The organism is Novosphingobium huizhouense, from assembly GCF_020179475.1.
GTDB lineage: Bacteria > Pseudomonadota > Alphaproteobacteria > Sphingomonadales > Sphingomonadaceae > Novosphingobium > Novosphingobium huizhouense.
The window spans coordinates 60,386-79,606 of record NZ_JAILXZ010000004.1 but is presented as its reverse complement, the minus strand read 5'-3'; the positions used below and the strand labels follow the sequence as shown (position 1 = coordinate 79,606).

The 19,221-nt window shown below is 68.2% G+C and carries 14 protein-coding genes; 9 read left to right on the top strand and 5 right to left on the bottom strand.

Annotated features, from left to right (window positions below):
• Window positions 1-141 precede the first annotated feature (141 nt).
• Both K3A85_RS15535 and K3A85_RS15530 read left to right on the top strand, forming a co-directional pair.
• Window positions 142-1,005, top strand: a complete 864-nt coding sequence (locus K3A85_RS15535; protein ID WP_225207447.1) for a hypothetical protein — start codon at window positions 142-144, stop codon at window positions 1,003-1,005.
• Window positions 1,006-1,120: 115 nt separating this feature from the next.
• Entirely contained in the window at window positions 1,121-2,434 is a 1,314-nt protein-coding gene (locus tag K3A85_RS15530; protein WP_225207446.1) for a homoserine dehydrogenase, read from the top strand.
• Between the two features lie 24 nt (window positions 2,435-2,458).
• Here the strand turns inward: K3A85_RS15530 and K3A85_RS15525 are convergent, their stop codons facing one another.
• The gene (locus K3A85_RS15525) at window positions 2,459-2,878 is read right to left on the bottom strand and encodes a hypothetical protein (RefSeq protein ID WP_225207445.1); all 420 of its coding nucleotides are present in this window, start codon (window positions 2,876-2,878) and stop codon (window positions 2,459-2,461) included.
• A 145-nt stretch (window positions 2,879-3,023) separates the two neighbouring features.
• On the opposite strand from K3A85_RS15525, the gene glpX reads away from it, so the two are divergent.
• Window positions 3,024-4,019 (top strand): class II fructose-bisphosphatase, encoded by a 996-nt coding sequence (gene glpX, locus K3A85_RS15520; RefSeq protein WP_225207444.1) that lies wholly within the window; start codon window positions 3,024-3,026, stop codon window positions 4,017-4,019.
• Window positions 4,020-4,093: 74 nt separating this feature from the next.
• A complete protein-coding gene (locus K3A85_RS15515) occupies window positions 4,094-5,239 on the top strand; it encodes a serine hydrolase domain-containing protein (protein ID WP_225207443.1) in 1,146 nt (381 codons plus the stop codon).
• Between the two features lie 16 nt (window positions 5,240-5,255).
• Here the strand turns inward: K3A85_RS15515 and K3A85_RS15510 are convergent, their stop codons facing one another.
• From K3A85_RS15510 to rpoB, 4 genes are all read right to left on the bottom strand, one after another.
• Entirely contained in the window at window positions 5,256-7,061 is a 1,806-nt protein-coding gene (locus K3A85_RS15510; protein ID WP_225207442.1) for a methyl-accepting chemotaxis protein, read from the bottom strand.
• A 187-nt stretch (window positions 7,062-7,248) separates the two neighbouring features.
• A complete protein-coding gene (rpoC, locus tag K3A85_RS15505) occupies window positions 7,249-11,535 on the bottom strand; it encodes a DNA-directed RNA polymerase subunit beta' (protein WP_225207441.1) in 4,287 nt (1,428 codons plus the stop codon).
• 67 nt (window positions 11,536-11,602) lie between these two features.
• Complete coding sequence (locus K3A85_RS15500) at window positions 11,603-12,391, bottom strand: FkbM family methyltransferase (protein WP_225207440.1); 789 nt, start codon at window positions 12,389-12,391, stop codon at window positions 11,603-11,605.
• A 20-nt stretch (window positions 12,392-12,411) separates the two neighbouring features.
• Window positions 12,412-16,575 carry a DNA-directed RNA polymerase subunit beta gene (rpoB, locus tag K3A85_RS15495; RefSeq protein ID WP_225207439.1) on the bottom strand — a complete coding sequence of 1,388 codons (4,164 nt, stop codon included), beginning with the start codon at window positions 16,573-16,575 and terminating at the stop codon, window positions 12,412-12,414.
• A gap of 390 nt (window positions 16,576-16,965) precedes the next feature.
• On the opposite strand from rpoB, the gene K3A85_RS15490 reads away from it, so the two are divergent.
• The 5 genes from K3A85_RS15490 to rplL all read left to right on the top strand — a co-directional run bounded on the left by K3A85_RS15490 (window position 16,966) and on the right by rplL (window position 19,202).
• On the top strand, window positions 16,966-17,121 hold the full coding sequence (locus K3A85_RS15490; RefSeq protein WP_225207438.1) for a hypothetical protein: 156 nt from the start codon (window positions 16,966-16,968) through the stop codon (window positions 17,119-17,121).
• Window positions 17,122-17,147: 26 nt separating this feature from the next.
• Entirely contained in the window at window positions 17,148-17,678 is a 531-nt protein-coding gene (locus K3A85_RS15485) for a DUF2975 domain-containing protein (RefSeq protein ID WP_225207437.1), read from the top strand.
• The gene (locus K3A85_RS15480) at window positions 17,678-17,920 is read left to right on the top strand and encodes a helix-turn-helix domain-containing protein (protein WP_225207436.1); all 243 of its coding nucleotides are present in this window, start codon (window positions 17,678-17,680) and stop codon (window positions 17,918-17,920) included. Before K3A85_RS15485 ends, K3A85_RS15480 begins: the two co-directional genes overlap by 1 nt.
• A 325-nt stretch (window positions 17,921-18,245) precedes the next feature.
• Window positions 18,246-18,758: a 50S ribosomal protein L10 gene (gene rplJ / locus K3A85_RS15475; RefSeq protein WP_225207435.1), complete on the top strand. Its 513-nt coding sequence runs from the start codon at window positions 18,246-18,248 to the stop codon at window positions 18,756-18,758.
• A 63-nt stretch (window positions 18,759-18,821) separates the two neighbouring features.
• Window positions 18,822-19,202, top strand: a complete 381-nt coding sequence (gene rplL, locus K3A85_RS15470; protein WP_225207434.1) for a 50S ribosomal protein L7/L12 — start codon at window positions 18,822-18,824, stop codon at window positions 19,200-19,202.
• Window positions 19,203-19,221 lie beyond the last annotated feature (19 nt).

The window sequence follows — 19,221 nt, the reverse complement described above, 5'->3', positions numbered from 1 at the left end:
CGAGCTTTAACGCCGATGCAGGGGGTGCGCAAATGCTTTATCGGTTAAGTTCCGATTCACGCTTGCCGGGCTTGGCTTCGGCAGTTTCCCGGGCCTGCCCGCGCGCTGCGCGCATGGCTCGCCGACAGCACAGGACCGCCGATGATCCCCCGCTCGCCCCTTCTTGCCGCCAGCTGCGCCGCGCTGGCCCTGCCGTTCGCCGCAATCGCCCAGACTCCGCCGAATCCCGCGCAATCCGAAGCGGTCGCGCCCGATCCGCTGCGCTATGCCGATCTCGTCGACCTGGTCCTGCCGGCCGATCTCGTCGCCCGCGCGCAAGTGCGCAAGGTGGCGCGGCTCGAGCCCGAGCGCTCGCCCGGCCTCGCCGCAGGACAGGCGCGGGTCTACGTCGAGGCGCGCACCAGCGCGGTCCTTGCCGGCAGCGACCTTGGCGAATCGATCCGCTTCCTCGCCGACGTGCCGCTCGATGCGAAAGGCCGCCTGCCCCGCCTCGCCAAGGCCGACGTGCTGGTGATCGGCCACACCGTCGCCGGCCGGACGGGCGAGCTGCTGCTGAGCGCGCCCGACGCGATGCTTTCCTGGTCGGCCGCGCGCGAGGCGCGCCTGCGCGCGATCCTGACCGAGAAGCTTTCGCCCGATGCGCCGCCGGTGGTGAAGGGCGTGCGCGAGGCGCTGCACGTGCCGGGCAACCTCGCCGGGGAGGGCGAGACGCAGGTGTTCCTCGCCACCGAAGGCGGGCGGCCGGCGGCGCTGTCGATCATCCGCCGCCCCGGCATGGCGCGCAGCTGGGGGGTGAGCTTCGGCGAGATCGTCGACCAGTCCGCGCGCAGCCCCGCGCCCGAAACGCTGGCCTGGTACCGTCTCGCCTGCTTCCTGCCGCAGACGCTTCCGGCGCGCGCCAACATTTCGGACGGGGCGGGCGCGCAGGCCGCGGCGGCCGACGACTACGCCTTTGCCCGGCAGAGCCTGGGCGCGTGCGAGCGGGGACGCGCGCCGACCGGCTGAGCCGGCGCTGCTCGTCCCCCCCCCACACAAGCGGGCGTTGCGGCGCCCTTCCCCCTCCCCTAAGGCGCGAGGCAGGGATATCCAGCGCGCCTCTCGCGCCAGACTCGGGGTAACAATGAGCGAACCACTGCGCATCGCGCTTGCAGGCCTTGGCACCGTCGGCAGCGGGGTGATCCGGCTGATCGAGACCAACGCCGCCCTGATCGCGCGCCGCGCCGGGCGACCGATCGCGATCACCGCGATCAGCGCGCGCAACCGCAGCAAGGACCGCGGCGTCGACCTGTCGCGCTATGCCTGGGAGGACGACATGGTCATCCTCGGCGAGCGGCCCGACGTCGACGTGGTGGTCGAGCTGGTCGGCGGCGCCGACGGCCCGGCGCTGGCGCTGGCGCGCACCACCTTCGAGGCGGGCAAGGCGCTGGTCACCGCCAACAAGGCGATGATCGCGCACCACGGGCTCGAGCTTGCCGGCCGCGCCGAGGCGGCGAAGGCGGCGTTCAAGTTCGAAGCGGCGGTGGCGGGCGGCATCCCCGCGATCAAGGGCCTGCGCGAAGGCGCCGCGGCCAACCACATCGAGCGGGTCTACGGCATCCTCAACGGGACCTGCAACTACATCCTGAGCACGATGGAGGACACCGGGCGCGACTTCGCCGACGTACTCGCCGAGGCGCAGGCCAAGGGTTATGCCGAGGCCGACCCGACGTTCGACATCGACGGCATCGACGCCGCGCACAAGCTGTCGATCCTGTCCTCGATCGCGTTCGGCACGGCGATCGATTTCCGCAGCGTGACCGCCACCGGCATCCGCCGCGTGCTCGCCGCCGACATCGCCCAGGCCGATGCGCTGGGCTACTACATCCGCCTGATCGGCATGGCCGAGACCGAGATCGACGCGGCCGGCAACCGCCGCCTGTTCCAGCGCGTCCACCCGCACCTCGTCCACCGCGACCACCCGCTGGCGCACGTCGACGGCGCGACCAACGCGGTCGTCGCCGAGGGCAACTTCGTCGGCCGGCTGCTGTTCCAGGGCGCGGGCGCGGGCGATGGCCCGACCGCGAGCGCGGTCGTCGCCGACCTGATCGACATCGCCCGCGGCGACGTGGGCGCGCCGTTCTCGATCCCCGTCGCTGAACTCGACGCCGCGGCGCCGGCCGAGAGCGGGCACCGCCGCGGCAAGGCCTACCTGCGCTTCACCGTGGCCGACCGGCCCGGCGTGCTGGCCGAGATCACCGCGGCGATGCGCGATGCCGGCGTCTCGATCGAAAGCCTGATCCAGAAGGGCCGGGCGAGCGAGGAGAGCGAGCAGGTGCTGGTGGCGATGGTCACCCACGAAGGCCCCGAAAGCGCGATCGCCGAGGCGGTCCGCCTGCTCGAGGGATCGCCCAGCCTGTCCGCGCCGCCGCTGGTGATGCACCTGCTCGAGGAGTGAGCGCGTAAGGGCGCCCCTGCCGGTTCAGGGCGCCCTGATCTCGCCCCTGGCGATGCGGTCGGCGTCCGAGCCGGCGGGCGGCGCGGGCAGCGCCGCGATGTCGAAGTAGTACATCGGCGGCGGCACCCTGCCAAAGCCGATGCAGCCCTTGCTGCAATCGGCAAGACCGCTGACATCGGGCGCGCGCGGCGCGCCGTCGGCGGTCCTGCCCGCCCCCAGCGGCGCCACGCTGTCGAGCTTCTGCCGCGCGTTCTCGGGGTTGGCGCCGCAGACCACGATCGCATCGCCCGCGCCCGCCGCGCAGCTTTCGCGGCGCGTGGGCGTGAGCAGCGCCTGCGCCACCTGCTGCGGCGAGCGCGGTGACCCGGAACTGTCACCGCCCGTCGGTAGCTGCCACACGCCCGCGGGGTTCGGGGCGGTGCCGGGGGCCGTGCCCTGGGCCATGGCCGCACCGGGAAGCCCGACGCAGAACGCAAGAAGGACGCCCCGCACCGGTCGCCCCGCCCTCGACAAACGGGGCCGGCTCGGTCTAGGGCACGCATACGTCTGCATAACCAAAGTATTCACGTCGCCAGCCAACGGAGTCAACGTGACCGACACGACCATCACAAATCCCGCCGCCTCGAAGGTTCTCGACCGCGTGCTCGTCCTCGAGATGGTCCGCGTGACCGAAGCCGCGGCGATCGGGGCCTCGCGGATGATCGGCCGCGGCGACGAGAAGGCCGCCGACGCCGCCGCCGTCGAGGCGATGCGCGCGGCGTTCAACGAGCTCTACATGGACGGCACCGTGGTGATCGGCGAGGGCGAGCGCGACGAGGCGCCGATGCTCTACATCGGCGAGAAGGTCGGCGCGGCGCCGGGCAAGGGCCCGAAGATCGACATCGCACTCGACCCGCTCGAAGGCACCACGATCACCGCCAAGGCCGGCCCCAATGCGCTCGCCGTGCTGGCGGTGGCGGAGGAAGGCGGCCTGCTCAACGCGCCCGACGTCTACATGGAAAAGCTGGCGGTGGGGCCGGGCTATCCCGAGGGCATCATCAGCCTCGAGAAGTCGCCGACCGAGAACGTCAAGGCGGTGGCCGCGGCCAAGGGCGTCGAACCGCACGAGATCATCGTCTGCGTGCTCGACCGCCCGCGCCATGCCGACCTGATCGCCGAGCTACGCGGCCTCGGCTGCGGCGTGGTGCTGATCGGCGACGGCGACGTCGCCGGGGTGATCGCGGTGACCAACGAGGAAACCACGATCGACCTCTACATGGGCTCGGGCGGCGCGCCCGAAGGCGTGCTTGCCGCCGCGGCGCTGCGCTGCGTCGGCGGTCAGTTCAACGGTCGCCTGCTGTTCCGCAACGACGACGAGCGCGCCCGCGCCGCCAAGTGGGGCATCACCGACCTCAACAAGATCTACACCCGCGACGAACTGGCCAAGGGCGACTGCATCTTCGCCGCGACCGGCGTGACCGACGGCTCGCTGCTGAAGGGCGTGAAGGTCCACAAGAACGGCGTGATGACCACCGAAAGCGTGGTGATGCGCGCCAGCTCCGGCACGGTGCGCTGGGTCAAGGGCGAGCACCGCAAGCAGCGCTGACCCGGCGTCGCCCGAACGCTCTTGCCTCCCGCGCGCCGACAGGTCACCGTGCCGGCAAAAGGGAGAGCAAGAGCATGAAGGGCGAAGCCGAATTCGAAGCCGCGCTGGCCGCGGCCGACCTGCCGGGCGCAGTGGCGCTAATCACCGACAGCACGGGGCCGCGCTACCTGCGCGCCTTCGGCATGGCCGATGCCGTGGCGGGGGTGGCCATGCGCGAGGACACGCTGTTCCAGATCGCCTCGATGACCAAGGCGCTGACCAGCGCCGCGGTGCTCCAGCTGTTCGAGCGCGGCAAGCTCGACCTCGATGCGCCGGTCGGGCCGATCCTGCCCGAGCTGGCCGCGCCGCAGGTGCTTGAAGGATTCGACGAAGCGGGGGCGCCGAAGCTGCGCCCGGCCCGCGCCCCGGTGACGCTGCGCCACCTGCTGATGCACACCTCGGGCTGCGGCTATGCCTTCATGGATGCCGACCTGCTGCGCCACGCGATGGCGTCGGGCAACATGGTCCCGGGCACGCGCAAGAGCCTCGACATGCCGCTGCTGTTCGACCCGGGCGAACGCTGGCAGTACGGCACCGGGATCGACTGGGCGGGCCTTGCCGTCGAGGCGGTGACGGGGATGTCGCTCGGCGACTGGTTCGAGCAGGAGCTGACGGGTCCGCTGGGGATGACCGCGACCCGCTTTCGCGCCGAGTGGCCGGCCGGCGAAGCGCAGGTCCACGCCCGGCAGGAGAGCGGCGGCTTCGGCCTGCAGCCGATGGTGCTGGGCGGCGGCGAATACCACAACGGCGGCGGCGGGCTGTCCTCCACCGCGAGCGACTACGGCCGGTTCCTACGCATGGTGCTGCGCGGCGGCGAGCTTGACGGGGTGCGCGTGCTTTCGCCCGAAACGGCGCGCATCGCGCGCACCGACGCGCTGCCGGGGCATATCGCGGCAGGCCGGATGACCACCGCGATGCCCGGGTTCGCCACCGAATTCGATCCGCTGCCGGGGCAGCGCGGCGGCTGGACCCCGGGCGGCTTTCTCGTCAACACCGAGACCGGCCCGGCGGGCCGCTCGCCGGGCAGCCTGCACTGGTCGGGGATCTTCAACAGCTACTACTTCATCGATCTCGAGCGTGACCTTGCCGGGGTGATTCTTGCGCAGATTACGCCCTATGCCGATCCCGGGGTGCTGTCGGCCTTCGCCGCACTCGAGCGACTGGCCTGCGCCCAGGCCTGAGCCGGAGCGCGACCCGCTAGCCGACCGCGAGCGCGAGCGGCGCGCCGGCGAGCGGGGCATCCTCGATCGCCGAACTGCGGCGGTGCTGTCCGGGCCGGCTGAGCGCGACCGGGCGCGATTCGATGTCGCGCGTGCGGAAGCTGGACACCAGCTTCGAGAGCCGGTCCGCTTCGGCGGCAAGGCTGCGGGTGGCGGCCGAGGACTGTTCGACCATGGCCGCGTTCTGCTGGGTCATGCGGTCCATTTCGCCGACCGCGCCGTTGACGTGGGCGAGGTTGCCGGCCTGCTCCTGCGCGGCGCTGGCGATGTCGCCGATCAGCGCGTTGATCTCGCTCACCCGGCCGACGATGGCCTCGAGCTTCGCGCCCGTATCGCCGACGAGGCTGACGCCCTGCGCCACCTGCTCGGCGCTGGTGGTGATCAGCGCCTTGATGTCCTGTGCCGCGTCGGCCGAACGCTGCGCGAGCGCGCGCACCTCGTTGGCGACCACGGCGAAACCCTTGCCGGCATCGCCCGCGCGCGCGGCTTCGACCCCGGCATTGAGCGCCAGCAGGTTGGTCTGGAAGGCGATGCCGTCGATCACCGCGATGATCGTGCCGATCTCGCGCGCCGAGGATTCGATCGCGGCCATCGCGGCGATCGCGCGCTGGACGACCTGCCCGCCTTCGGTGGCTTCGCGGTGGGCTTCGCTCATGCTCGCCTGGAGCGTCCCGGCGCCGGTCGCGGTCTCCTTCACGCTGGCCGTGACCGCGTCCATCGCATGCGCGGTGTCGGCAAGCCGCGCCGCCTGCTGCTCGTTGCGCTGGGCAAGGTCCTCGGACGCGGCGCGGATCTCGCCGATCGCGCTCGACACGCTGGTCGAGCCGACCCGCACCGAGCGCATCGCCTCGGCGAGCGCGGCGACCGCGGCGTTATAGTCGAGGCGGATCTGGTCGTAGCCGTCGGGCAGCGGCTCGGTCAGGCGGAATTCGAGGTCCTTGCGCGCGAGGTGATCGAGCCCGGTGGTCAGCTGTCCGACCAGCGCGTCCTGCGCCTGCGCCGCGCGCTCGCGGGCGAGGCCGTTCTCGCGGAACACGTCGATCGCCTGCGCCATGGCGCCGAATTCGTCGTCGCGGGTGATGCCGTCGATCGGTCGGTCGTAGTCGCCGTGCGCCATCGCGGTCATCACCTCGACGGTCTCGACCAGCGGCTCGACCACGCGGTGCTGCACCAGGCGAGAGGCCCAGAGCAGCGCGCCGACCAGCGCGAGTGCGAGCAGCGCGAGGAAGCCGAGCGCAAGCGCGATCATCATCGCGTCGCGCTGCGCGATCTCCTCCTTGTAGGCGGCCGAGAGCTTGACCAGCGCCTGCACTTCGCCGTGCTGACGCTGGTAGGCGGGCCCCAGCTTCTCGCGGAAGATGCGCGCCGCCGCGGCCTGGTCGCCGGCATCGACCGCCGGCAGGAAGTCCTCGTCGACCGCCTGCCAGAACTGTTCGGCGGTGGCGATCGTGCGGTTCATCGAGGGGCGCATCTCCGCAGGCAGCGGGGCATCGCGCCAATAGGCCTGGCGCTTGAGGAATTCGGCGTGCTCCTCGGCCAGTTCCTGCTTCTGCGCGGCCGCCTGCGCGGGATCGTTCACGATCAGCGAGGCGTGCAGGTAGGATTCCACCACGAAGGCGGGAGGGGGTAGTATATCGGCGACGAGTTCGTCCTGCAGCGCAACGCGGGCAGTGATCGGGCCGCCCTGGCGGATGAACGCGACGACCACGGTGCTGACGAGCATCGCCAGCAGCATCATCGCAATCAACGCGCGCGCACCGTTGCGCGAAAAGCGGGTGATCATCGGAAACGCTCCGAAAAGGCGGGGAAAGGCGCACTCTCCCTATTGGGCTCCGGTGAACAAACCCGTGCCCTGACACAAGGGATTCTGCGGATTCGGTCCCGTGGGCGGGGCGTCGCGCCGCACCCCACGAAAAAGCCCCGCCGGATCGCTCCGGCGGGGCCGTTTCATTGTTGCGGGGACGGCCCGATCAGGCTTCGTCGTCGCCCTGGATCAGGTAGTCGCCGGCATCCGCGTCGGTGCCGTGGGTCTCGCCCTCGACCGCCGCCAGCGGATCGTTGCCGATCGCCGCTTCGGGACCCTGCGCCAGTTCGGCGGCATGTTCCTCGGCCGCGGTTTCGGGCGCGATCAGCGATTCCTGGAGCTTGCGATAGGACGCGCGGAGCGCGGCATCGCGGCTGGTGGCGGCAACGCGCATCCGGTTCATGCCCGCGCCGGTGCCGGCGGGGATGAGACGGCCGACGATGACGTTCTCCTTGAGACCGATCAGTGAGTCCTTCTTGCCTTCCACGGCCGCCTGCGTGAGCACGCGGGTGGTTTCCTGGAACGACGCGGCCGAGATGAACGAACGCGTCTGCAGGCTGGCCTTGGTGATGCCGAGCAGCACCGGCTTGCCTTCGGCCGGGCGCAGGCCCGCTTCCAGCTTGCCGTTGATCTCGTTCATCTCCTCGACGTCGACCTGTTCGCCCGGCAGCAGGGTGGTGTCGCCACCGTCGGTGATCTCGACCTTCTGCAGCATCTGGCGAACGATCACCTCGATGTGCTTGTCGTTGATCTTCACGCCCTGCAAGCGGTAGACTTCCTGGATTTCCGCGACGAGGTACTCGGCCAGGGCTTCGACGCCCATGACTTCGAGAATGTCGTGCGGGTTGGGCGAGCCCGAGATCAGGTTGTCGCCCTTCTTGACCCAGTCACCTTCCTGGACGTCGATCACCTTGGACTTCGGGATCAGGTACTCGACCGGTTCACCCTCTTCCGGGATGATCGCGATCTTGCGCTTGGCCTTGTAGTCGCGGACGAACTCGATGCGGCCCGAGATCTTCGCGATGATCGCGTTGTCCTTCGGGATGCGCGCTTCGAACAGCTCGGCGACGCGCGGCAGACCACCGGTGATGTCGCGGGTCTTGGCGGCTTCGCGCGAAGCACGGGCGAGCACGTCGCCGGCCTTCACTTCCTGCCCGTCCTCGACCGAGAGGGTGGTGCCCGGCGCCATCATGTAGCGCGCGGCCTCGCCCGAGTTCTCGTCGAGCAGGGTCAGGCGCGGACGCAGGTCCTCCTTCTTGGCGCGGCCACCGGCACGGTTCTCGGTCACCACGCGCTGGGCGATGCCGGTCGCCTCGTCGACCTGCTCGGTCAGCGTGCGGCCGTCGATCAGGTCCTGGTAGCGCACGATACCGGGCTTTTCGGTGATCACCGGGGTGGTGAACGGGTCCCATTCGGCCAGGCGTTCGCCCTGGGCGACGGCGGCGCCGTTCTCGTGCAGCAGGTGGGTACCGTAGGGCACGCGGTGCATCGCGCGCTCGCGGCCCTCGCTGTCGATCACCGCGATCTCGCCGTTGCGGGCGAGCGAGAGGCGACGGCCGCGGCTGTCGAGGATCGTCGGGATGTCGCGATATTCGACGGTGCCGTCGCAGATCGCCTCGAGGTGCGACTGCTCGTTGACCTGCGCCGCGCCACCGATGTGGAACGTACGCATGGTCAGCTGCGTGCCCGGCTCACCGATCGACTGCGCGGCGATGACGCCGACCGCTTCGCCGATGTTGACCGGCGTGCCGCGCGCGAGGTCGCGGCCGTAGCAGGTGCCGCAGACGCCCTGCTGGGCTTCGCAGATCAGCGGCGAGCGGATGCGCGCCGACTGCACGCCGGCCGCCTCGATCCGCGCGACCGCGGCTTCGTCGAGCAGCGTGCCCTTGGGGCAGATCACCGCGCCGGTCTTCGCCTCGATCATGTCCTCGGCGAGGGTGCGGCCGAGGATGCGCTCGCCGAGCGAGGCGATCGTCGAACCGCCCTGCACGATCGCACGCATTTCGAGCGCGCGCTCGGTGCCGCAGTCGTCGACGGTGACGACGCAGTCCTGCGACACGTCGACCAGGCGGCGGGTCAGGTAACCCGAGTTCGCCGTCTTGAGCGCGGTGTCGGCCAGGCCCTTGCGCGCGCCGTGGGTCGAGTTGAAGTATTCAAGGACGGTCAGGCCTTCCTTGAAGTTCGAGATGATCGGCGTCTCGATGATCTCGCCCGACGGCTTGGCCATCAGGCCGCGCATGCCGGCGAGCTGCTTCATCTGGGTCGGCGAACCACGCGCGCCCGAGTGGCTCATCATGTAGATCGAGTTGATCGGCTTCTGACGGCCCGTTTCCGGGTCGACCGGCGAGGCCTTGATCTCGTCCATCATGGCCGCCGCGACCTGGTCGCCGCAACGGCTCCAGGCGTCGATGACCTTGTTGTACTTTTCCTGCTGGGTGATCAGGCCGTCCTGGTACTGCTGCTCGTAGTCGGCGACCAGTTCCTTGGTCTCGGCCACCAGCGCGTCCTTGCTGTCGGGGATGATCATGTCGTCCTTGCCGAACGAGATGCCCGCCTTGAACGCGTTGCGGAAGCCCAGCGCCATGATCGCGTCGGCGAACAGCACCGTGTCCTTCTGGCCGGTGTGACGGTAGACTTGGTCGATGACGTCGCCGATTTCCTTCTTGGTCAGAACCTTGTTCACGACCTCGAAGGGAACCTTGTGGCTCTTGGGCAGGCATTCGCCGATCAGCATGCGGCCCGGCGTGGTCTCGAAGCGCTTGAGGTACTGCTGACCGTTCTCGTCGGTCTGCGGCACGCGGGCGATGATCTTCGAGTGCATCGTCACCGCCCCGGCGTTGAGCGCCTGGTGCACTTCGGCCATGTCGGCGAGCATCATGCCTTCGCCCGGCTCGCCCGAACGGTCGAGCGAGAGGTAGTACAGGCCCAGCACCATGTCCTGCGACGGCACGATGATCGGCTTGCCATTGGCGGGCGAGAGGATGTTGTTGGTCGACATCATCAGCACGCGCGCTTCGAGCTGCGCTTCGAGCGACAGCGGCACGTGGACCGCCATCTGGTCACCGTCGAAGTCGGCGTTGAACGCCGAGCAGACTAGCGGGTGCAGCTGGATCGCCTTGCCTTCGATGAGGACCGGCTCGAACGCCTGGATGCCAAGACGGTGCAGCGTCGGCGCACGGTTCAGCATGACCGGGTGCTCGCGGATCACCTCGTCGAGGATGTCCCAGACTTCCTTGCGCTCCTTCTCGACCCACTTCTTGGCCTGCTTGAGGGTCATCGACAGACCCTTGGCGTCGAGGCGGGCGTAGATGAACGGCTTGAACAGCTCGAGCGCCATCTTCTTCGGCAGGCCGCACTGGTGCAGCTTGAGCTCGGGGCCGGTCACGATGACCGAACGGCCCGAATAGTCGACGCGCTTGCCGAGCAGGTTCTGGCGGAAGCGGCCCTGCTTGCCCTTGAGCATGTCGGACAGCGACTTGAGCGGACGCTTGTTGGCGCCGGTGATGACGCGGCCGCGGCGGCCGTTGTCGAACAGCGCGTCGACCGCTTCCTGCAGCATGCGCTTTTCGTTGCGGACGATGATGTCCGGCGCGCGCAGCTCGATCAGGCGCTTCAACCGGTTGTTGCGGTTGATGACGCGACGGTAGAGGTCGTTGAGGTCCGAGGTCGCGAAGCGGCCACCGTCGAGCGGCACCAGCGGGCGCAGTTCGGGCGGGATGACCGGCACGACGTCGAGGATCATCCACTCGGGACGATTGCCCGAATCGATGAACGATTCGACGACCTTGAGGCGCTTGATGATCTTCTTGGGCTTGAGCTCGCTCTTGGTGGTGGCGAGCTCCTCCATCAGGTCCTTGCGTTCCTGCTCGAGGTCGAGGTCCATCAGCATCTGCTTGACCGCCTCGGCGCCGATGCCGGCGCTGAACGCGTCCTCGCCGTATTCGTCCTGCGCGTCGAGCAGCTCGTCCTCGGTGAGCAGCTGGTAGCGCTCGAGCGGGGTGATGCCCGGCTCGATCACGACGTAGCTTTCGAAGTAGAGGATCCGCTCGAGCTGCTTGAGCTGCATGTCGAGCAGCAGGCCGATGCGCGAAGGCAGCGACTTCAGGAACCAGATGTGCGCGACCGGCGCGGCCAGCTCGATATGGCCCATGCGCTCGCGGCGCACCTTGGTCACGGTGACTTCGACGCCGCACTTTTCGCAGACGACGCCCTTGTACTTCATGCGCTTGTACTTGCCGCACAGGCACTCGTAGTCCTTCACCGGACCGAAGATGCGCGCGCAGAACAGGCCGTCACGCTCGGGCTTGAACGTGCGGTAGTTGATCGTCTCCGGCTTCTTGATCTCGCCGAAGGACCAACTGCGGATGCGCTCGGGGCTCGCCAGACCGATCTGGATCTGGTCGAAGGTCTCGGGCTTGGCGAGCTGGTTGGTGAACTTGGTCAGGTCGTTCATACGTTGATCTCGTTTCTTGGCCCGAAGACCAGAAGTTTGGCGGCGCGCCGGGACGGCGTGCGCGCGCTCAGGAGAAAACGGCGGGCGGGATCGCTACCGGCGCGCGGTCGGGTACGTTCTCGCGGTCGAGCGGATGCGGCAGGGCCTCGGGCCCGAGCGGGATCGCCCTGGTGAAGCGGTCGCGGCGCAGCAGCGTCACCTCGATGAAGTGCGGTATGTCCGAACGACGCCCGGCCACCGAGGGGTAGACGTTGTTGACGTGCATGTGCACCACTTCGAACTTGCGCTTGAGCTTGTCGATCACCGGCGCGAACAGCACGTCGCCGGCATCGGCGAAGAGCAGCGGCAGGAAATGCAGCTCGAGCACGATGATGCGGAAGCGCGCCAGCACCGCATCGCTGACATGGGCCAGCGTCAGCCACTCGTGGCCTTCGATGTCCATCTGCAGGATCAGATCGCCGCCCGCGGGCGCCTTGCTCGCCACCCAGTCGTCGAGCGTGATCGTGTTGCCCACGGTCTCGATCCCGAGGAACTTGCGATCGAACTGGTTGCGCGGGTGGACCAGCGGCGAGCGTTCGACCGAAGCGTCGATCTGGAAGGTGTGCATGCCGCGATCGATGCATTCCTGCTCGAACGTCGCCACCTGGTCGACGCCCGGCGAGAAGCAGGCGGTGATGCCGTCGAGGTCGTCGGGAACGAGATAGCCCCCGTCGGCATCGCCGCCCATGCGGATCAGCGGGTGCTCGGTGCTGTGCGGCCGCAGCTGCGACAGGACCCTGTCGCCGCTGCCGGTCTGCCGCTGCAGCAGGACGCCCTGGCGCGCGGCAAATCGTCGTATCGCGGACTGAACGTTCATACCATCCTCCTACGAAGCGATCATTCTGCCGCCTGCGCCAGGCCGTCGTCGTCCTCGTCGTCGAGCGAGGACAGCTCGACGTTGAGGCCGAGGCTGCGCATTTCCTTGACGAGCACGTTGAAGCTTTCGGGAATGCCGGCCTCGAAGGTGTCGTCGCCCTTGACGATCGCCTCGTAGACCTTGGTGCGGCCGACCACGTCGTCCGACTTCACCGTCAGCATTTCCTGCAGCGTATAGGCCGCACCGTAAGCCTGCAGCGCCCAGACCTCCATTTCGCCGAAGCGCTGGCCGCCGAACTGCGCCTTGCCGCCCAGCGGCTGCTGGGTGACGAGCGAGTAGGGCCCGATCGAACGCGCGTGGATCTTGTCGTCGACCAGGTGATGCAGCTTGAGCACGTACTTCATGCCCACGGTGACCTTGCGGTCGAAGGCTTCGCCGGTGCGACCGTCGAACAGCGTGACCTGGCCCGATTCATCGAGGCCAGCGAGGCGCAGCATGTCAGTCACGTCGGATTCCACCGCGCCATCGAACACCGGCGAGCCCATCGGCACGCCGGCGCGGACCGACTGGGCGAACTCGACGATCTGGTCGTCGTCGCGCGCGTCGATCTCGTCCGCGTAGTTCGCGCCGTAGATCTCCTTGAGCAGTTCGCGCACGGCCTCCGGCGGCTGGCCGGCCTGCGGATTGGGGTTCGCGGCGCGCCAGGCGTCGAGCGCCTCGCCCACCCGCTTGCCGAGGCCGCGGGCAGCCCAGCCGAGGTGCGTTTCGAAGATCTGCCCGACGTTCATGCGCGAAGGCACGCCCAGCGGGTTGAGCACGAAGTCGACCGGCGTGCCGTCCTCGAGGAACGGCATGTCTTCCTGCGGCAGGATCCGGCTGATGATGCCCTTGTTGCCGTGGCGGCCGGCCATCTTGTCGCCCGGCTGCAGCTTGCGCTTCACCGCGACGAAGACCTTGACCATCTTGAGCACGCCCGGGGCGAGGTCGTCGCCGCGCTCGAGCTTCTCCTTGCGATCCTCGAACTTCTCGCTGATCGCCTTGACGGTCTCGTCGTACTGGGCCTTGACCGCCTCGAGCTGCGCCTGGCGCGCATCGTCGGCCACCGCGAACTTCCACCATTCGTGGCGCTCGACGTCGGCGAGCAGCTGCTCGTTGATCTCGGCGCCCTTCTTGATGCCCTTGGGCGCGGCCGTGGCGACCTGGCCCAGCAGCATCTCGCGCAGGCGGTTGAAGGTGGCGCGGTTGAGGATCGCGCGCTCGTCCTCGCGGTCCTTGGCGAGGCGTTCGATTTCCTCGTTCTGGATCGCGCGGGTACGGTCGTCGATCTCGATGCCGTGGCGGTTGAAGACGCGAACGTCGACGATCGTGCCCGAAACGCCCGGCGGCAGCCGGAGCGAGGTGTCGCGCACGTCGCTCGCCTTTTCGCCGAAGATCGCGCGCAGCAGCTTTTCTTCCGGCGTCATCGGCGATTCACCCTTCGGGGTGATCTTGCCGACGAGGATGTCGCCGGGGTGCACTTCGGCGCCGATGTAGACGATGCCCGCCTCGTCGAGGTTGCGCAGGGCTTCCTCGCCGACGTTCGGAATGTCGCGGGTGATGTCCTCGGGCCCGAGCTTGGTGTCGCGGGCCATGACCTCGAACTCGTCGATGTGGATCGAGGTGAAGACGTCTTCCTTCACGATCCGCTCGGAGATCAGGATCGAGTCCTCGTAGTTGTAGCCGTTCCACGGCATGAACGCGACGAGGACGTTGCGCCCCAGCGCCAGCTCGCCGAATTCGGTCGAGGGACCGTCGGCGAGGATGTCGCCCTTTTCGACCAGATCGCCCACCTTCACCAGGGGACGCTGGTTGATGCAGGTCGACTGGTTCGAGCGCTCGAACTTCTGCAGGCGGTAGATGTCGACGCCCGACTTGCCGGCCTCGATGTCGCCGCTCGCGCGGATCACGATACGCGTCGCGTCGACCTGGTCGACGACGCCTGCGCGCAGCGCCGCGATCGCCGCGCCCGAATCGCGCGCAACGGTCTCTTCCATGCCGGTGCCGACGAACGGCGCGTCGGCCTTGAGCAGCGGAACCGCCTGGCGCTGCATGTTCGAGCCCATCAGCGCGCGGTTGGCGTCGTCGTTTTCCAGGAACGGAATGAGCGAGGCCGCGACCGAGACGAGCTGCTTGGGGCTGACGTCCATCAGCGTGATCTGGTCACGCGGGCTCATCACGAATTCGCCGTTCTGGCGCGCCGAGACGAGTTCTTCGACGAACGAGCCGTCGGCGTTCAGCGCCGCCGAGGCCTGGGCCACGGTGTGCTTCTGCTCTTCCATCGCCGAAAGGTAGATGACGTCCTTGGTCACCTTGCCGTCGACGACCTTGCGGTACGGGGTTTCGATGAAGCCGTACTTGTTGACGCGGGCGAAGGTCGAGAGCGAGTTGATCAGACCGATGTTCGGGCCTTCGGGCGTCTCGATCGGGCAGATGCGACCGTAGTGCGTCGGGTGGACGTCGCGGACTTCGAAGCCCGCGCGCTCGCGGGTGAGACCGCCCGGCCCGAGCGCCGAGACGCGACGCTTGTGCGTCACTTCGGACAGCGGGTTGGTCTGGTCCATGAACTGCGAGAGCTGCGACGACCCGAAGAATTCGCGCACCGCGGCGACCGCGGGCTTCGCGTTGATCAGGTCGTTGGGCATCACGGTCGAGACGTCGACCGAGCTCATGCGCTCCTTGACCGCGCGTTCCATGCGCAGCAGGCCGACGCGGTACTGGTTCTCCAGCAGCTCGCCCACCGAACGCACGCGACGGTTGCCGAGGTTGTCGATGTCGTCGACTTCGCCCTTGCCGTCCTTGAGGTTCACCAGCTCCTTGACCACGGCGAGGATGTCCTCGGTGCGCAGCGTGGTGACGGTGTCCGGGCAATCGAGCCCGAGGCGCATGTTGAGCTTGACGCGGCCCACCGCCGACAGGTCGTAGCGGTCGCCGTCGAAGAACAGGCCGTCGAACAGCGCCTCGGCGGTCTCGCGCGTCGGCGGCTCGCCCGGGCGCATCACGCGGTAGATGTCGGCCAGGGCCTGGTCGCGGTCCTCGGCCTTGTCGGTCTTCATCGTGTTGCGGATCCACGGACCGGTGTTGACGTGGTCGATGTCGAGCAGCTCGAGCCGGTCGACGCCCGCCTTGTCGAGCAGGTCGAGGTTTTCAGGGGAAACTTCGTCGCCCGCCTCGATCCAGATGCGCCCGGTCGATTCGTCGATCAGGTCCTTGGCCGAATAGCGGCCGAAGATTTCCTCGGTCGGGATCAGCAGTTCCTCGAGCCCGTCCTTGGCCGCCTTGTTGGCGGCGCGCGGCGAAATCTTGGTGCCGGCGGGGAAGATCACTTCGCCCGACTTGGCGTCGACGATGTCGAACTGCGGCTTCTGCCCGCGCCACTGGTCGAGCACGAAGGGCACCTTCCAGCCGCCCTCGCCGCGCACCCAGGTCACCTTGGCGTAGAAGTAGTCGAGGATCTGCTCGCCGTTGAGGCCGAGCGCATAGAGCAGCGCGGTCACCGGCAGCTTGCGCTTGCGGTCGATGCGGACGTTGACGATGTCCTTGGCGTCGAACTCGAAGTCGAGCCACGAGCCGCGGTAAGGGATCACGCGCGCGGCGAACAGGTACTTGCCCGAGGAGTGGGTCTTGCCGCGGTCATGGTCGAACAGGACGCCCGGGCTGCGGTGCATCTGGCTGACGATCACGCGCTCGGTGCCGTTGATGAAGAACGTCCCGTTCTCGGTCATGAGCGGGATGTCGCCCATGTAGACGTCCTGCTCCTTGATATCGATGAGCGACTTGGTCTCGGTCTCGGCATCGACCTCGAACGTGGCGAGCTTGAGCGTCACCTTCATCGGCGCGGCGTAGGTGATGCCGCGCTGGCGGCATTCGGTCACGTCGTACTTCGGCGCCTCGAGGACGTAGCCGTCCTTCTCCTTGATATCGAGCGACGCGGTGCCGGCGAAGTCCTGGATCGGGAAGACCGAACGCAGGGTCTTTTCCAGACCGGAGACATAGCCGGTCTCGGGGTCCGAGCGCAGGAACTGCTCGTACGATTCGCGCTGCACCTCGATCAGGTTGGGCATCTGCACGACTTCGTGGATGTCACCGAAGATCTTGCGGATGCGGCGCTTCACGCCGGGGCGTGCGCTGGGGGCCTTGGTCGCCATGGGGAGAGGGTGCCTCTTCGCTTCTTGATGCCGGAAACCCGGCCTGAATTCGTGCCAAACGCGGCGTTGGCGCCATCAAACGAAAAAGGGCCGCACGGTGCATGGTGCTCCTGCATGGAGCGCCGGACCGGCAGCCTTTCGCGTCAGATGGATGCCCGCCGCTTCCTTCCCGAGCCGTCCCCCGCGCATGGGACGGCCTTGCTCGAAGCGGTGGACCGTTGCCGGCGATATAGGCCGCCCCTGTTGGAATGTCAAAAGGTCCTGCGTCCGTCGCGGGCCCGGAATGCGGTCGCCCGACCGCAGCACTAATCGAGATTCGATAATATCGATTGACGATAAGACCGACTCGGCTTATTGAATTGCGATATGGCTCATATCGGAGATCGACAAATGCCCCGCAGTCCTTCGCTTCCCGGCGCCGATCCGCACGCCACGCGGCTCGTGGTCACGGCGCTGCTCGCGCTTGCTCTGTCGCTGCCGGCCCTTGCCGCGCCGGGCCTGCCCGCGGAGCGCATTGCGCCTGCGCCGCCCCCCGAACTCGCCTGACCCTCAACCCGGAGGAGACCGAACCCATGAACCTTCGTCCCAAAGACCCGCTGCTCGCCGCCACCGGCACGATCGCGCTGATCGGCCAGGGCCTGTCGGCGATCGTCGCCGGCGCGACCCTGATCGCCGCCCCGGTGATCGTCTATGCCCGGCAGACCGTACTCGGCGGGCTCGCCGGCGAGGCCCATCATCCGCTGCCGCCGGCGACGATCGGCGCGCTCGTCGCGATCCTGCTGCTGGTGGCGGCCATGGCGGCATGCGCCTTTGCCTTCCTGCGCCACCTGCGGCGGATCGTCGCCAGCGTCGCGCATGGCGATCCGTTCGCGCCGGTCAACGCCGCCCGGCTCGCCGCGATGGGCTGGCTGACGCTGGCGGTCGAAGGCCTCTCGATCCCGGTGGGCGGCATCGGCCAGTGGCTCGCGACGACGATCGAGGACGCGACCTCGGACTTCGGGGTGTCGGTCGGCGGGGTGCTGCTCGCGCTGATCCTGTTCATCCTCGCCCGCGTGTTCCGCGAAGGCGCGCGGATGCGCGACGACCTCGAGGGGACCGTGTGATGGCGCCCCCCAGCCCCGGCGAATCCGCCCCGACCCGCATCGTCGTCAAGCTCGACGAACTGCTCCACCAGCGGCGCATGACGATGACCGAGCTGGCCGAGCGGATCGACCTGACGCTCGCCAACCTCTCGATCCTCAAGACCGGCAAGGCCAAGGCGATCCGCTTCGCGACGCTCGAGGCGATCTGCCGCGAGCTCGACTGCCAGCCGGGCGACGTGCTCGGCTATCGCGCCGGCGACTGACGCGAAAAGGCGCGCGGCAAAGGTTGACTTGCCGCCGCTTTTGTGTCAGGGGCCGCAGCGACCCGATCCCGCGCAGGCTCCGGCCTGCCCCGGGTCATCCGTCCGAGACCGTCGGTGCAGGTTTCCTGCTTAATTTCCGGCCTAGGCGGGGAAACGAGTTTCAAGGCGCTGCGCTCCCCTTGCGGACCGCATGGCCTTTTCGCGTCCGGTGTGACGCACCTCCTTCCCTTGTCAGCGGACTCGCCCGTGCCGGTTTCCGGTGCGGACAAACGTAGCCGGCCGTGCGGGGTTCGCCCCCGTTCGGTCACATGTGAAGGAGTAAGGCATGGATCGTTCGCAGAAAGCCGAATCGGTCGCATTCCTGAGCGGCGTCTTCAACGAGGCCGGCGCGGTGGTCATCACCCGCAACCTCGGCATGACGGTGGCCCAGTCCACCGACCTGCGCAACAAGATCCGCGAAGCGGGTGCGACCTACAAGGTTGCGAAGAACCGTCTTGCCAAGCTTGCCATCGCGGGCACCGATTACGAAGGCATTGGTGATTTCTTCACCGGTCCGACGGCGATCGCTGCCTCGGCCGACCCGGTCGCCGCCGCCAAGGTGGTCGTCGAGTTCGCCAAGACCACCGACAAGATCGAGATCGTCGGCGGTGCGATGGGGTCGCAGGTTCTCAATCCCGACGGGGTCAAGGCGCTCGCCTCGATGCCCTCGCTCGACGAACTGCGCGCCAAGCTCATCGGCCTCGTCCAGGCTCCGGCGACCAAGCTCGCCCAGCTCACCACCGCTCCGGCGGCGAAGCTGGCGCGCGTCTTCGGCGCCTACGCCAAGGAAGCCGCATAAGACTGTTCGATTTCCGGCCGGCGGCGCGTCCGCCGGGCGTCACACATTCAGGAGTGAAATATCATGGCCGATATCGCCAAGCTTGTTGAAGAACTTTCGAAGCTGACCGTCCTCGAAGCCGCCGACCTCGCCAAGGCTCTCGAAGAAGCCTGGGGCGTGAGCGCCGCTGCTGCCGTCGCCGTTGCCGCCGCCCCGGCTGCCGGTGGCGACGCTGGCGCCGCTGCCGAAGAGAAGACCGAATTCGACGTCATCCTGACCGGTGACGGCGGCAAGAAGATCCAGGTCATCAAGGAAGTCCGCGCGATCACCAACCTGGGCCTGACCGAAGCCAAGGCGCTCGTCGAAGGCGCGCCGAAGGCCATCAAGGAAGGCGTCTCGAAGGCCGAAGCCGAAGAGATCAAGAAGAAGATCGAGGAAGCCGGCGGCACCGTCGAGCTCAAGTAATCTTCTTCGGGTTCATCGC